Source organism: Bradyrhizobium uaiense, from assembly GCF_010811875.1.
Lineage (GTDB): Bacteria > Pseudomonadota > Alphaproteobacteria > Rhizobiales > Xanthobacteraceae > Bradyrhizobium > Bradyrhizobium uaiense.
Genome location: NZ_VKHP01000251.1, coordinates 1 through 13,143, shown reverse-complemented (window position 1 = coordinate 13,143; position 13,143 = coordinate 1). Strand labels below are relative to the sequence as shown.

Here is a 13,143-nt window from a genome sequence, read left to right as displayed (position 1 = left end):
GGTGGCCCCAGGCGAGTTGACTGATAAGGGCAACGTCCTCGCAAAGTTTCGCTGTGCCGTGACCAATACGGAGAGAACTCGTCGTGCGGTACCCTCTCCCTAACCCTCTCCCGCAAGGGGAGAGGGAGCCCGCGCAGCGTGCTCACCTCACGTACAATCGAAGCGGCCTATCCAAGTCTACCACGCGTCGATGCACGGACGCTTGCGATGCGTCCGCGGCTCCGGCTTCGGCACCGAGCGGAGGCCGGCCATGATCCAGTGGCGGGTGTCGGCGGGATCGATCACCTCGTCGATCTCCAGCACCGAGGCGATCGAGACCGCCTTGCCGTTGGCATAGAGCTCGGCGACCTTGGTCTGGAAATACTTCTCGCGCTCCACCGGGTCCGCGATCGCTTCCATCTCCTTGCGGAAGCCGAGGCGGACATAGCCTTCGAGGCCCATGCCGCCGAACTCGCCGGTCGGCCAGGCCACCGTGAAGAACGAGGCGTGGAAGCCGCCGCCGATCATCGATTGCGCGCCGAGGCCGTAGCCCTTGCGCAGCACGATGCCGAACAGCGGCACCGTGATGCTGGCGCCGGTGACGAACATCCGCGCGACGTGGCGCACGATCGCGGTCTTCTCGGCTTCGGGGCCGACCATGAAGCCCGGCGTATCGCACAGCGAGACGATCGGGATATCGAAGGCGTCGCACAGCTGCATGAAGCGCGCGGCCTTGTCGCCGGCCGCAGCGTCGATCGCGCCGCCGAGATGCTTCGGATTGTTGGCGATCAGGCCGAACGGTTTGCCTTCGATGCGGATGAAGGCCGTGATCATGCCGACGCCGAAATCGCGCCGGATTTCCAGCACCGAGCCTTCGTCCGCGATCAGGTCGATCACGTTGCGGATGTCATAGACCCTGAGACGATTTTCGGGAATCGCACGGCGCAGCAGCCGCTGGTCCGGCGCCTTCCAGTGCTGCACCGCGCCCTGGAAATAGGACAGATATTTCTGCGCCACCGTCGTGGCCTCTTCCTCGTCCTCGACCAGGATGTCGATCACGCCGTTCGGCGACTGGAACGAGACGGGGCCGACCTCGGCCGGATGATAGACGCCGAGCCCGCCGCCCTCGATCATCGCCGGACCGCCCATGCCGATCGAAGCATTCTTGGTGGCGATGATGACGTCGCAGACGCCGAGCATCGCGGCATTGCCGGCGAAGCAATAGCCGGAGACCACGCCGATCACGGGCACGAGCCCCGAGAGCTTGGCGAACTGCACGAAGGACGGACCGTCGAGGCCGGTCATGCCAAGCCGGTCGGTATCGCCGGGACGGCCGCCGCCGCCCTCGGCATAGAACACCAGCGGCATGCGCCACTGCTCGGCGAGGCCGAGCATTCGGTCGATCTTCTTGTGGTTCATGTGCCCTTGGGTGCCGGCGAGCACGGTGTAGTCGTAGGAGATCACCATGCAGCGCGCGCCGTCGGCGCCGAAGTCTTTCGCGTTGACGGTCGCGACGCCTGCTATCAGGCCGTCGGCCGGCGTATTCTTGATGAGGTCCTCGACCTTGCGGCGGCGGCGTTGTGCCGCGATCGCGAGCGAGCCGTATTCGACGAACGAGCCTTCATCGACCAGCTGCGCGATGTTCTCGCGCGCGGTGCGCTGGTTGGTCTTGCGGCGGCGCTCGACCGAGGCCGGGCGGTTCTCGTCCAGCGTGATCGCCTTGCGCGCGATCAGCTCGCCAAGGTCAGGACGGATGTGATCGAGATCGATCGCGGCTGCTTCCTCTGCGGCATGGCCGTCGACCTCGGCAGGTTCCAGGAACAGGATCGGCTCGCCATGCATCAGGGTGATGCCGGGGCCGCCGGCGATCTTCGTCACCCGGCCGCCATGCGGCGCGGTGACGAGATGCTCCATCTTCATCGATTCCAGCACCGCGATCTGCTGGCCCGGACGGACCAGATCGCCCTCCGCGACCTCAATCGCCACGATCGTGCCCTGCAACGGCGCAGCCACCGGGAGCGATCCCTCCGGGGCCGCCTCGGCTGTGACAGCCTTGGTCGCAGCCGCCTCGCTCACCTCGAGCAGTGGAGCGGCATGCTCTCGCGCGGCGCCGACCAACGCCGCCACATGGGTATCGATGAAGTTGGTGCTGATCTTGTTCCGCGCAAAACTCTGGTGCGCCACAATCGCGCCGAGGAACGGGATGTTGGTGGCGACGCCGCCAATGCGGAATTCGCGTAACGTGCGCGATGCCTTGTGCACCAATTCGGTCCATTTCGGGCTCGGCGAATGTACGATGACCTTTGCCAGCAGCGAGTCGAACGCGGCGCTGGTCCGGTAGCCGGAATAGCCGAACGTATCGACGCGGACGCCGGGGCCGGACGGCAGGTCGAACACGCTGAGCGTGCCACCGGTCGGCTTTGTCAGCCCCTTCTCGTCCATCACCTCCATGTTGACGCGGAGCTGCATCGCATAGCCGCGCGGCAGCGGCACGGAGGCCTGCGCCAGCCCGAGCGAGGCCAGCGTGGCGCCGGCGGCGACCGCAAGCTGCGACCGCACGAGGTCGACGCCGAGCACCGCCTCGGTGACGGTGTGCTCGACCTGGAGCCGCGGATTGGCCTCGATGAAGGCGAAGGCGCCCTCACCTTCGCCGGCCTCATCATCGACGAGGAATTCGAAGGTGCCGAGATTGTCGTAGCGCGCGGCGGTCGCTAGCTGCTTTGCCGCCTCGATGATGCGCCCGCGCAGGCCCTCGCTCAATGACGGGCTCGGCGCCACCTCGATGAGCTTCTGGTTGCGGCGCTGGATGGTGCATTCGCGCTCCCAGAGATGGCTGATCGCGCCGTGGCGATCGCCGATAATCTGCACCTCGATATGACGGGCTTTCCGGATCAGCCGCTCGACATAGACGGCATCGCTGCCGAAGGCCGCCTTGGCCTCGGACTGGCAGCGCGCATAGGCTTCATCGAGCTTCGCTGCATCCTCGACCACCCGCATGCCGCGTCCGCCGCCGCCGGCGATCGCCTTGATCATCACGGCGGCATTGGCACCGAGCGAGGCGAAGAAGGCCTTTGCCTCGTCGAGCGACGTCGCGCCCGCGGTGCCGGCAATGATCGGCACGCCGCATGTCTTCGCCAGCGCCTTTGCCTTGGCCTTGTCGCCGAACAGATCGAGCGCTTCCGGCGACGGGCCGACGAAGACGATCTTCTCCTCGGCGCAGCGCCGCGCCAGCTGGGTGTTCTCGCTGAGGAAGCCGTAACCCGGATGCAGCGCGTCGCAGCCCGCAGCCTTCGCGGCCGCGATCACGGCCTCGATGTCGAGATAGGCGCGCGCGCCGCGGCCGGGAATCTCGTGCGCCTCATCGGCTGAGCGGACATGGAGCGAAGCTGCATCGTCGGCGGGATAGATCGCGACCGTGGCAAGGCCGCTATCGGCCGCGGCGCGGGCAATGCGGATCGCGATCTCACCGCGGTTGGCAATCAGCAATTTCTTCAACGACATGACATCTTCACCAAAGGTCAACGATCCTTCATGGTCGGATCGAGCACGACACGCAAGGACTCCCCGAGCGCATTGAAGGCCAGGGAGACGACGAGAATGGCAAGGCCCGGCGCATACATCTGCTCCGGGGCAATCTCCATGTATTGATAGGCGCGCGCCAGCATGGCGCCCCAGCTCGGATCCGGCGGCTGGATGCCGAGGCCGAGGAACGACAGGCTGGCTTCGGCCAGCAGCGCAGCGGCGAGCAGCAGCGTCACCTGCACGATGACCGGCTGCAGCGTGTTCGGCAGCACGTGGCGCCAGAGGATGTGCCAGGTCGGCGCGCCAAAGCCCCTGGACGCGTCGACATAAAGCTCCTGCCGCACGATCAGCGTGCGGGCGCGGACGATGCGCGCCAGCGCAGGAAACATCGTGATGCCGATTGCGATCATGCCGTTGGTCAGCCCGATGCCGAGCGCGCCGGTGACCGCGATCGCCAGCACGATGGCGGGGAACGACAGGAAGGTGTCGATGATGCGGCTGATGATGTCGTCGATCCAGCCGCCGAAATAGCCGGCGATCAGGCCGACCGGCAGCCCGATCAGAACCGCGACGCCGACCGCAAGCAGGCTGGCATAGACGGTGGCCGGCGCGCCGTAGATCAGGCGGGAGAAGATGTCGCGGCCGAGATCGTCGGTGCCGAGCAGATGCAGCGGCCCCGGCGGCGCCAGCATGTTGTTGACGTCCTGAGCGGTCGGCGCGTAGGGCGCGATCCAGGGCGCGCCGATGGCGACGACAACGAGCACCAGCAGCACCAGGATCGACAGCGCGGCGCGCAAATCCCCCGCGAGCCAGCGCAGGAAACGCCGTAGCCGGGTCGGCCTGGCCGGTGCTTTCAGCGATGCGAGCGCGGTGTCGGTCATTGCTCGATCCTCGGATCGACTACCGCGCACAGGAGATCGGTGACCAGATTGACCACGATCACGACGACCACCATGGAGAAGACGACGCCCTGCACGATCGGAAAATCGCGCTGGATCGCGCCACGCACGATCAGGCTGCCGAGACCGGGAATGGCGAACACCGCCTCGATCACGACGGTCGCCGCCAGCATGCGGTTGACCAGCAGGCTGATGATCGTCAGCAGATTGACGCTGACATTCTTCAGGCCGTGCTGCCAGAGGATGCGCGACATCGACAGCCCCTTGGCGTGCAGCGTGCGGACATATTGCGACGACAGCACCTCCAGCAATGCGCCGCGGAGCTGGCGTGCGACCTCGGCCATGCCATAGGCCGCGATCGCGATGGCAGGCAGCAGCGCGTGCCGGATCGCATCGATCGGCGAGGCGCTGAAGGACTTTGCGCCGGTCGCCGGCAGCCAGTTCAGCTTCAGCGAGAATTCCGCCACCAGGATCATCGCGAGCCAAAATCCAGGCACCGCGACGCCGAGCGAGGCGAGCATGCTGATCAGCTTGTCGACCCAACCGTTGGGCTTGATCGCCGCCAGCACGCCCATCGGAATGCCCGTGATGAGCGCCAGCACCAGCGCGATCACCACGATCAGCAGCGTGTTCGGGAAGGCGCGGCCGATCGAAACCGCGACCTTCTCGCCGGTCAGCAGCGATTGCGAGAGATCGCCCTGCGCGACATGGCCGAGCCAGGCGCCATATTGCACCAGGAACGGCCGGTCGAGGCCGTAGATTGTCCTGATCTCGGCAATCCGCGCGTCGGTCGCGTTGTCGCCCGCCAGCGTCACGGCGATATCGCCGGGGACCAGCTTGAGCAGCGAGAACACCATGAAGGTCGCGAGCACGATCACGGGCAGCGCCTGCACGAGGCGGCTGCCGATGACCTTGACTGGTGACCGTCGCGCCATCGCTTAGCCTTCCAACCAGACGTCGTCGTATTTCGGTTTGCCGAGCAGATTGGGCCGATAGCCCTGCACCTTCTTGTTCATGGCGACCAGCTCGAACTGGAACGCCAGCGGCACCACGAAGGCATTCTCCATCACCAGCCGCTGCACCGTGGAGAAGGCCTTGCGCCTGACCTCGATATCCTCGGACGCGCGCGATTCCTTGATCGCGGCTTCGAGCTCGGGCGGCACTGGCGCACGTCCGCCATTGTAATAGGCGTCCTTGGTGAACATCAGCGAATAGGTCAGGCTCGGATCGGGCCGTCCGGTCCAGGCCGACAGCAACCCGGCCCCTTTCTTTTCCGGACCGAAGAAGGCTGCAGAGGCTTCCGCGACAGTGCCGTTGACGAACTTCACGTTGATGCCGGCCTTGCGCAATTGCTCGAGCAGTATCTCTTCGCGCTGCACCGAATCCTGATCGGTGTAACCGCCGATCTCGATCGGGGTGCCTTCCTTGAAGCCCGCTTCGGCGAGCAGCTTGCGCGCCTTGTCGGGATCGTAGGGATAGAGCCTGGCGACCTCGGCATCATAGGCCCAGTGCGACTTCGGCAGGTTCATGTAGGCCGGTTCTGCGAGGCCGGCGAGCGCGGCCTTGACGAAGGACTCGCGGTCGATCGCGAAGTTGAGCGCCTGGCGAACCTTGATGTTGTCGAACGGCGGCCTGGCCCAGTTCAGGAAGATCTGGAACACATAGAGCGTCGGGCCGTGCACCACCTTGACGCTCGAAGCGCGCTCGATGATCGCCTTCTGCCGCGGCGGCAGCTGATAGATCAGGTCGTTCTGGCCGGCGGTGACCGAGCGGGCACCGGTGGTGAGTTCGGGAATGATCGAGATTTCGATGCCGTCGGGATACGGCCGCTCCGGCTTCCAGTATTTCTCGTTGCGCTTGACCACGATCTTCTCGCCGTCGGCCCAGCTCACGAAGGCATAGGCGCCGGCGCCGACCGGCTTGCGGGTGACGACGCCGCCTTCGGCCGCCTTCAGCGCAGTGGGCGACACCATCATGCCGGCGCGGTCGGACAGAATGCCGGGCAGCGCGGTGTCGGGCGTCTTCAGCTTCAAGGTCACCTGCTGCGGGCCGGTGACCTCGACCGAGGCGACCGACAGCAGATCGGCTTTGATGTTCGACTTCGCATCGCCGCGGTTGCGATCGAGGTTGAACTTGACGGCTTCACCGTCGAGCGGTGTGCCGTCATGGAAAGTGACGCCGGCGCGGATATTCAGCACCAGCGTATTCGGATCGGTGAACTTCCAGCTCTCGGCAAGGCCCGGCTTCGGCTTCAGCGTGTCGAACTCCCATTCGGTCAGCGTGTCGTACATCGTGAACAGGAAGGCGTGATCGGAGCCGGCGCCGCCGGTCGCCGGATCGAGGCTCGACGGATTGGCCGGCGCGGAGATGCGCAAGGTGCCGCCCTTCTTCGGCGCGCCTTGCGCAAACGCGCGGCCGCCGAGCGTGGTGCCGGCCAGTGCGGCCGAGATCAGCGCCAAGGCTTCGCGTCGTGTCGTCATCGTCATGGCGTCGTCTCCAGTTTCGTCAGTTCGGCGAAAAATTCGGGCGGTCGGCAAAATGACAGGCCACCCAGTGATCGGGCTTCAGCTCGCGCCACTCCGGCACCCGCTCGGTGCAGAGCGGCTGCGCGTGCGGGCAGCGGGTGCGGAAGCGGCAGCCCGACGGCGGGTCGATCGGGCTCGGCACCTCGCCCTGCAGCACGATGCGGCTCTCCTGCCGCATCGACGACGGCAACGGTCGCGGCTCGGCGGAGAGCAGCGCGATGGTGTAGGGATGCAGCGGCCGCTCTGCGACCTCCTCGGTGGGCCCGAGCTCGACGAACTGGCCGAGATACATCACCGCGACGCGCTCGCTGATATGCGAGACCACGGCGAGATCATGCGTGATGAAGACGTAGGTGAGCCCGAGGTCGCGCTGCAGGTCGGCAAACAAATTGAGCACGTCGCCGCGAATCGACATGTCGAGCGCGGCCACCACCTCGTCGCAGACGATCAGCTTCGGCTTGAGCGTCAGCGCACGGGCGATCACCACGCGCTGCTTCTGGCCGCCGGACAACTGGTGCGGATAGCGCTCGCCGAACTCCTGCGGCAGGCCGACCCGCTCCAGCGCCTCCCGCGCCTGCCGCTCGCGCTCAGTGCGGCTGCCGACACGGGCGAGCTCCAGCGGCTCCAGCACCGAGGCCAGGATGGTCATGCGCGGGTTCAGCGCGGCGTTCGGATCCTGGAAGATGATCTGGTAGTCGCGGCGATGGCTCTGGAATTCCCGCCGCGACAGCGCCAGCGGATCAATACCGTCATGCAGGATGGCGCCGGCGCTGGGATTGAGCAGAAACACCAGCGCGCGGCCGATCGTGGTCTTGCCCGAGCCTGACTCGCCGATGATGCCGAAGGTCTCGCCGCGGCGGACGTCGAAATTGACGCCGTCGACCGCCTTCACGGTGGCGCGGCGGTCCGAGGTCTGGAAGCGAACCTGGAGATCCCGCACCGAGACGATGGGCTCGCCGCGCTGTTCAGCGGATGCTGCGGTCATTGGCGCGCAACCCTGGCGCTGGCGGACGTGTCCGGCGGATGCAGCGCGCCGGGCAGATTGAGCTCGGCAAAGCGCCAGCAACGCACCTTGCGGCCGCCGCCGGCATCCTGCAGCTTCTGCTCGGCCTCGCAGCCTTTCGCCGCATGCGCGCAGCGGGCGCGGAAGCGGCAGCCGGCCGGCATCTCGGTGATCGACGGCACCCGGCCCGGGATCGACGGCAGCCGGCCGTGACGCGGGCTCAGATGCGGCAGCGAGCGCAACAGGCCCGACGTATAGGGATGCAGCGGCCGCACCAGCGCCTCGTCGACGGTGGCGTCCTCGATCACCTCGCCGGCATACATCGTGATCATCCGCGTGCAGGTCTCGGCGACGACCCCGAGATCGTGGGTGATCAGCATCAGCGCGGTCTTCGAGGTCTCGCTGATGTCGCGCAGCAGCTCGAGGATCTGCGCCTGCACAGTGACGTCGAGCGCGGTGGTCGGCTCGTCCGCGATCAGAAGCTGCGGCCCGCAGATCAGGCTGGCCGCGATCATCACGCGTTGGCGCATGCCGCCGGAGAGCTGATGCGGATAATCGTCGATCCGCCGCTCCGGCGAGGCGATGCCGACGCGGCGAAGCATCTCCAGCGTCCTGGCGCGCGCCTCCTCCTCGCCGACATTGCTGTGGACCCGCAACGTCTCCGCGATCTGGTGCCCGACCGTGAAGACCGGATCGAGCGCACTCATCGGCTCCTGGAAGATCATCGCGATCCGCTTGCCCCGGATCGCCCGCATCTGCCGCGCGCTGCAGGAGGCGAGATCGACGCCATCGAACAGGATCTTGCCATCGAGGCCGGCGAAATTTCCCGGCAATAGCCGCAGGATCGAGAGGCCGGTGATGGTCTTGCCGCAGCCGCTCTCGCCGACGATGCCGACGCGCTCGCCGGGCGCGATGTCGAAGTCGATCCGGCGCGTCGCCTGCCAGATGCCCTGCGTGGTCTTGAAACGGATGCCGAGCCCGCGCACGGACAGCAGCGGCCGCGCGCCCTCGCGCGCAACCTCCGACTTGCGCTGTGCCAGCTGGCCTTCGCCCATCAACCCGCCGCCCGCTTCTTCTCTTTCACCAGCTGCTCCTCCATCAGCATCTCGGTGCCGATAATGCCCTCGCGGCTGAGCTCTTCAAGTTCCGCGTCGGAAAGGCCGAGCATGCCGCCGAGGATCTCGCGGTTGTGCTCGCCGAGCGTCGGCGGCACCGAGCGGATCGCAAACGGCGCATCGCCCTCGCGGAACGGCATCGATGGCTGCGGATGTTGTCCGATGAAGGCGCGGTCGACCTGCTGGATGAAGCCGCGGGCGTGCAGTTGCGGGTCTTGCAGCAGATCGATCGGCAACCGCGCGACGCCGGAGGCAACACCGGCAGATTGCAGCGCGGCCATCGCAGCATCCGCATCGCGCGCCGAAGTCCAGGCCGTGATCGCAGCCTCGATCTCGGTCTCGATAGCGCGGCGGCCAGCGGCCGTCTTGAGCGTCTCGTTCGACGCCCAGTCGGCACGACCCAGCAGCCGCGCAAGTTTCGGCCACATCGCATCGTCGGACACTGCGACGACGATCCAGTTGTCTTCGCCATTGCAGCGAAAGCAGCCATGCGGCACGAAATCCGGATGGCTGTTGCCGTATTTCGAAGGCTCCTTGCCGTCGATCGAATGCGCGACGATCCAGGGCGCGGCGAACGGCATCATGCATTCGATCTGGGCGAGATCGATGAACTGGCCCCGCCCCGTGAGCTTCGCATGGATCAGCGCGGTCAGCACCGCGGCGGCGCCGTTGAGACCGCCGACAGCGTCGCCGAACGCGGTGTGGCTCATCACCGGCGGGCCGCCGGCATCCCCGATCACGCTCGGTAGGCCGGAGCCCTGCTCCAGCGTCGAGCCATAGGCGCGGCAATCACGATGCACGCTGCCGGCGCCGAACGCCGACATCGACATCATCACCAGCTTTGGATTGAGCTTGTTCAGCACGTCGTAGCCGAGGCCGAGCTTGGGCAGCACCTCGACCGAATAATTGTCGACCACGAGGTCGGCATCGGCGAGCAGGCGCTTTGCCAGCTCAAGTCCCTTCGGCCGGGTGAGATCGAGCGTGATGCCGCGCTTGTTGCGGTTCATGATGCAGTAGCGCACCGACTTCTCGTACATCTGCTCCAGCACATAGGCCGGACGGCGGTCGACGCCGCGCCACCAGTCCGGATACTGGGTCGCCTCGATCTTGATGACGTCGGCGCCGAGATCGGCGAGCGTGCGGGTGCAGATCGGCCCGGCCCAGCCCATCGAGAAGTCGACGACGCGGATGCCTTCGAGCGGCAAGCGATTGGTCGGAGCCGGCTTCGGCGCCGGCACACGCGGCGCGGCCTCGGGCCTCGCCTGCTGCTCACCGAGATCAGGCACGCGGCCACCGCGCAGTGGCGGCGTCCCCATCAGCCGCTGCATCGTGCCGGCGGAGAGGCCGGCCTCGTCACCAATCGTGATCGGCACGATGGCGCCGCGGGCGCGCTTCTCCTCATCGGCGATGAGATCCGAGATCTCCGGCACGGGCACGATCGGGATCTTGCGCTTGAGGCCTTCGGCGAACCATTCCTGCGCAGTACGCTGCTTCAGCTTCGGCAGGATCTTGGCTTCGATCTCGGCGACGTGCTGCAGCCGGTCGACGCCCATGACCAGCGTCGGATCGTCGCGCAGATCGTTGAGCCCGAGCATTTCGCAAAACGCGCGCCACTGCGCCGGGGTCACCGTGGTGACGCCGAGCCAGCCTTGCCTGGTCTCGTAGATTCCGACCGGAAAGGTCGGCCAGAACCGGTTGACGCCGATCCGCCGCATGATGTCGCCGCGCTGGAACGCCTCGAACATGATGTACTCGGTGACGGCGATAGAGGCCTCGAACAGGCTGAGATGGCTGGTGCGCCCGCAGCCGTCCTGCATGCGGCCGAGCACTGAGGAGGCGGCGGCGATGAAGCCCCAAAGCCCGCCCAGGATGCCGGTCTGGAAATCCGGCGCGTGCATCGGCGGCCCCTGCTCGGGTCCGACCAGCTTCACAAGCCCGGTCAGCGCGCGGATCGTGGAGTCCGTTGCTGCGAAACCGGCGTAGGGACCGCGATCGCCGAACCAGGAGAGGTCGAGATGGATCAGGCCGGGATTGTCCCGCTTGATCGCATCGAGATCGATGTTGGGACAGTCAGCCGTATCGATGCCGCGCCCGTCGAGCAGGATGTCGCAGTCAGCGATCAGCCCGCGCAGCCGCGACGCGTCGCTTTTGTCGAGCACGACACTCGATTTGTTGAAATTGAGAAACGCGAACCATGCGCTGTGCCCTTGCGGCGTCAGCGGCGCGGTGCGGCGGATCGGATCGCCACCAGGCGGCTCGACCTTCTGCACGTCGGTGCCGAAATCGGCAAACAGCCGCGCGCAATAGCTTGTCGCCGCAGCACTTCCGATCTCGACAATCCGCAGATGCGACAACGCGCCCATCAGGCTTCCTCGCGACAACATGACCAGCCGGTGACAGCGACTGATTCAGTTTCTTGTTGCCTGAACTTGAAGCCGCGCCGTCTGTGTGATGCAAGTGGAATTTTCTTCCGCTTGACGGAATTAGCGAGAGATCGACTGGAGTTGCTGCTCGGCGCGAAACGACGATTGTGCAGCTAATTGCAGGTGGGCTGCGCTTCAAACCAATGCTGCAACGAGCTCGACAGTCGCGGCCATGCGCGCAAGACATGCGCGTATGAGGCGGCGCTCGCGCGCGCGATGCCGCGCAGTTCCTGCTCAATTGCGGGAAGATCAACACCGAGGCACCGGCCGGCCTTGGCGACGGTGCGACCATTGACCACAAGCTCGGAGACAAGCTGCGCATTGCCACGCGCGAACAGCAGATCGAGCGGATCGGCGTCGATCATCTGGTCGCGCTCCAGGCGATCGAGATCGATACGCACGAAATCAGCCGGCGCACCGGCGGCAAGCTCGCCCGTGCCCGGTGCGCCGGTGGCGCGGCGGCCGTTGCGGATCGCGAGCGCGAGGAATTCCGGCGGGGTCCAGGTCCGTTTGAAGCCGAGGCCACCATGCATCATCTGCACCAGCCGCATCTCACGCAGCACGTCATCGTCCTCGTCGAGCGCCAGACCGTCGACGCCGACCGCAATCGCGCAGCCGCAAGCGTGTGCGGCCGCGATCGGCGCCAGCCCGGAGCGCAGATGCAGATTGGAGGAGAAATTGGTGACGATGCGCGCGCCTGATGCCGCGATCATCTCGATCTCGTCGGGCCGGGCGTGGATGCAGTGCGCCAGCGTCAGCCGCTCCGAGAGGAAGCCGATGTCGCGGAGATAGCGGACGATGCCATCGGGAAAATGCTGGTCGGCCCAGGCGCGCTGATAGATCGTCTCGAGCAGGTGCATGTGGATACGCCGGCCGGTCTGCGCGGAATTCTCCGCGACCGCCTCCAGCAGCGGCTTCGAGCACCATTGCACGCCGGCCGGCCCGAGCTGCACGTCGACCTTCGGCCCGCCGATCGCCGCCGCGATCGCATCGGTGAGTTCGATATAAGCTTTCGGCGACATCGGCATGCGGACGAACAGTTCCTCGATCGTCTTGCGATCGTCGGCCGCAAGGCCTGACAGCACCGGTTCGCTGTCGCCATAGACGATCGGGTTCTGGTCGCGCACCGCGATGGCAAAGGCGATGCGGATGCCGACATCGGCGGCGGCGCGGGCGACCGCCCTGGCTTCCTCGACGAGCGGCATGGTGCCGCTCGGCCGCGTGTAGTGCACCATCATCGCCGCGCAGCCGACCTGCGCCGCGCGCGCCAGCGCGGAGGCCGCGGTCAGATACGGATCGACCGGCGCGCCCACCACCGTGCGCAGCAGCCAGCTTTCCAGCGGCATGCCGACCGCACCGAAGCTCGACGCCCGCGGGCGGGCGTGGTCGTGGGCGTTGATGAAGGCGGGCAGGATCAGGGAGCGCGGGCCTGGGGCTGTGGCTTCGGAGATACCGGTGATGAGACCGCCATCGTGCCGGAGTACGACATTGTCCCGGATGTTGTGGTCAGCGCCGGAGAACAGACGGGTTGCCGTGACGTCAAGGGTCATCGCTGCTTCCACGCTTTCGATTTCACCTCTCCCGCTTGCGGGGAAGGTCGTATCGCATCGAAGATGCGATACGACCTTCCCCGCAAGCGGGAGAGGTGAAATCGAAAGCGTGGAAGCAGCGATGACC

8 protein-coding genes are annotated in these 13,143 nt (G+C 66.3%); all 8 read right to left on the bottom strand.

All coding sequences use genetic code 11. The features are described 5' to 3' along the window. Nucleotides 1-177: 177 nt before the first annotated feature. Nucleotides 178-3,480 carry a carboxyl transferase domain-containing protein gene (locus FNJ47_RS38400; RefSeq protein ID WP_163161041.1) on the bottom strand — a complete coding sequence of 1,101 codons (3,303 nt, stop codon included), beginning with the start codon at nucleotides 3,478-3,480 and terminating at the stop codon, nucleotides 178-180. Between the two features lie 17 nt (nucleotides 3,481-3,497). Continuing rightward, complete coding sequence (locus FNJ47_RS38395) at nucleotides 3,498-4,382, bottom strand: ABC transporter permease (protein WP_163161040.1); 885 nt, start codon at nucleotides 4,380-4,382, stop codon at nucleotides 3,498-3,500. Continuing rightward, complete coding sequence (locus FNJ47_RS38390; RefSeq protein WP_163161039.1) at nucleotides 4,379-5,335, bottom strand: ABC transporter permease; 957 nt, start codon at nucleotides 5,333-5,335, stop codon at nucleotides 4,379-4,381. The genes FNJ47_RS38395 and FNJ47_RS38390 overlap by 4 nt, the downstream gene beginning before the upstream one ends. A gap of 3 nt (nucleotides 5,336-5,338) precedes the next feature. Beyond that, the gene (locus tag FNJ47_RS38385; protein WP_163161038.1) at nucleotides 5,339-6,886 is read right to left on the bottom strand and encodes an ABC transporter substrate-binding protein; all 1,548 of its coding nucleotides are present in this window, start codon (nucleotides 6,884-6,886) and stop codon (nucleotides 5,339-5,341) included. A gap of 19 nt (nucleotides 6,887-6,905) precedes the next feature. Beyond that, nucleotides 6,906-7,910 carry an ABC transporter ATP-binding protein gene (locus FNJ47_RS38380; RefSeq protein ID WP_163161037.1) on the bottom strand — a complete coding sequence of 335 codons (1,005 nt, stop codon included), beginning with the start codon at nucleotides 7,908-7,910 and terminating at the stop codon, nucleotides 6,906-6,908. Beyond that, nucleotides 7,907-8,983 carry an ABC transporter ATP-binding protein gene (locus FNJ47_RS38375; RefSeq protein WP_163161036.1) on the bottom strand — a complete coding sequence of 359 codons (1,077 nt, stop codon included), beginning with the start codon at nucleotides 8,981-8,983 and terminating at the stop codon, nucleotides 7,907-7,909. Before FNJ47_RS38375 ends, FNJ47_RS38380 begins: the two co-directional genes overlap by 4 nt. Continuing rightward, nucleotides 8,983-11,406, bottom strand: coding sequence for a CaiB/BaiF CoA transferase family protein (locus FNJ47_RS38370; protein WP_163161035.1), 2,424 nt, complete (start codon nucleotides 11,404-11,406; stop codon nucleotides 8,983-8,985). The genes FNJ47_RS38375 and FNJ47_RS38370 overlap by 1 nt, the downstream gene beginning before the upstream one ends. Before the next feature lie 173 nt (nucleotides 11,407-11,579). After that, complete coding sequence (locus FNJ47_RS38365) at nucleotides 11,580-13,016, bottom strand: amidohydrolase family protein (protein ID WP_163161034.1); 1,437 nt, start codon at nucleotides 13,014-13,016, stop codon at nucleotides 11,580-11,582. Between the last annotated feature and the right edge of the window lie 127 nt (nucleotides 13,017-13,143).

Excerpts from the sequence above, each read along its gene's own strand:
- FNJ47_RS38380 (WP_163161037.1), bottom strand. The coding sequence starts at position 7,910 with ATGACCGCAGCATCCGCTGAACAGCGCGGCGAGCCCATCGTCTCGGTG.
- FNJ47_RS38375 (WP_163161036.1), bottom strand. The coding sequence starts at position 8,983 with ATGGGCGAAGGCCAGCTGGCACAGCGCAAGTCGGAGGTTGCGCGCGAG.
- FNJ47_RS38365 (WP_163161034.1), bottom strand. The coding sequence starts at position 13,016 with ATGACCCTTGACGTCACGGCAACCCGTCTGTTCTCCGGCGCTGACCAC.
- FNJ47_RS38395 (WP_163161040.1), bottom strand. The coding sequence starts at position 4,382 with ATGACCGACACCGCGCTCGCATCGCTGAAAGCACCGGCCAGGCCGACC.
- FNJ47_RS38390 (WP_163161039.1), bottom strand. The coding sequence starts at position 5,335 with ATGGCGCGACGGTCACCAGTCAAGGTCATCGGCAGCCGCCTCGTGCAG.
- FNJ47_RS38370 (WP_163161035.1), bottom strand. The coding sequence starts at position 11,406 with ATGGGCGCGTTGTCGCATCTGCGGATTGTCGAGATCGGAAGTGCTGCG.
- FNJ47_RS38385 (WP_163161038.1), bottom strand. The coding sequence starts at position 6,886 with ATGACGATGACGACACGACGCGAAGCCTTGGCGCTGATCTCGGCCGCA.
- FNJ47_RS38400 (WP_163161041.1), bottom strand. The coding sequence starts at position 3,480 with ATGTCGTTGAAGAAATTGCTGATTGCCAACCGCGGTGAGATCGCGATC.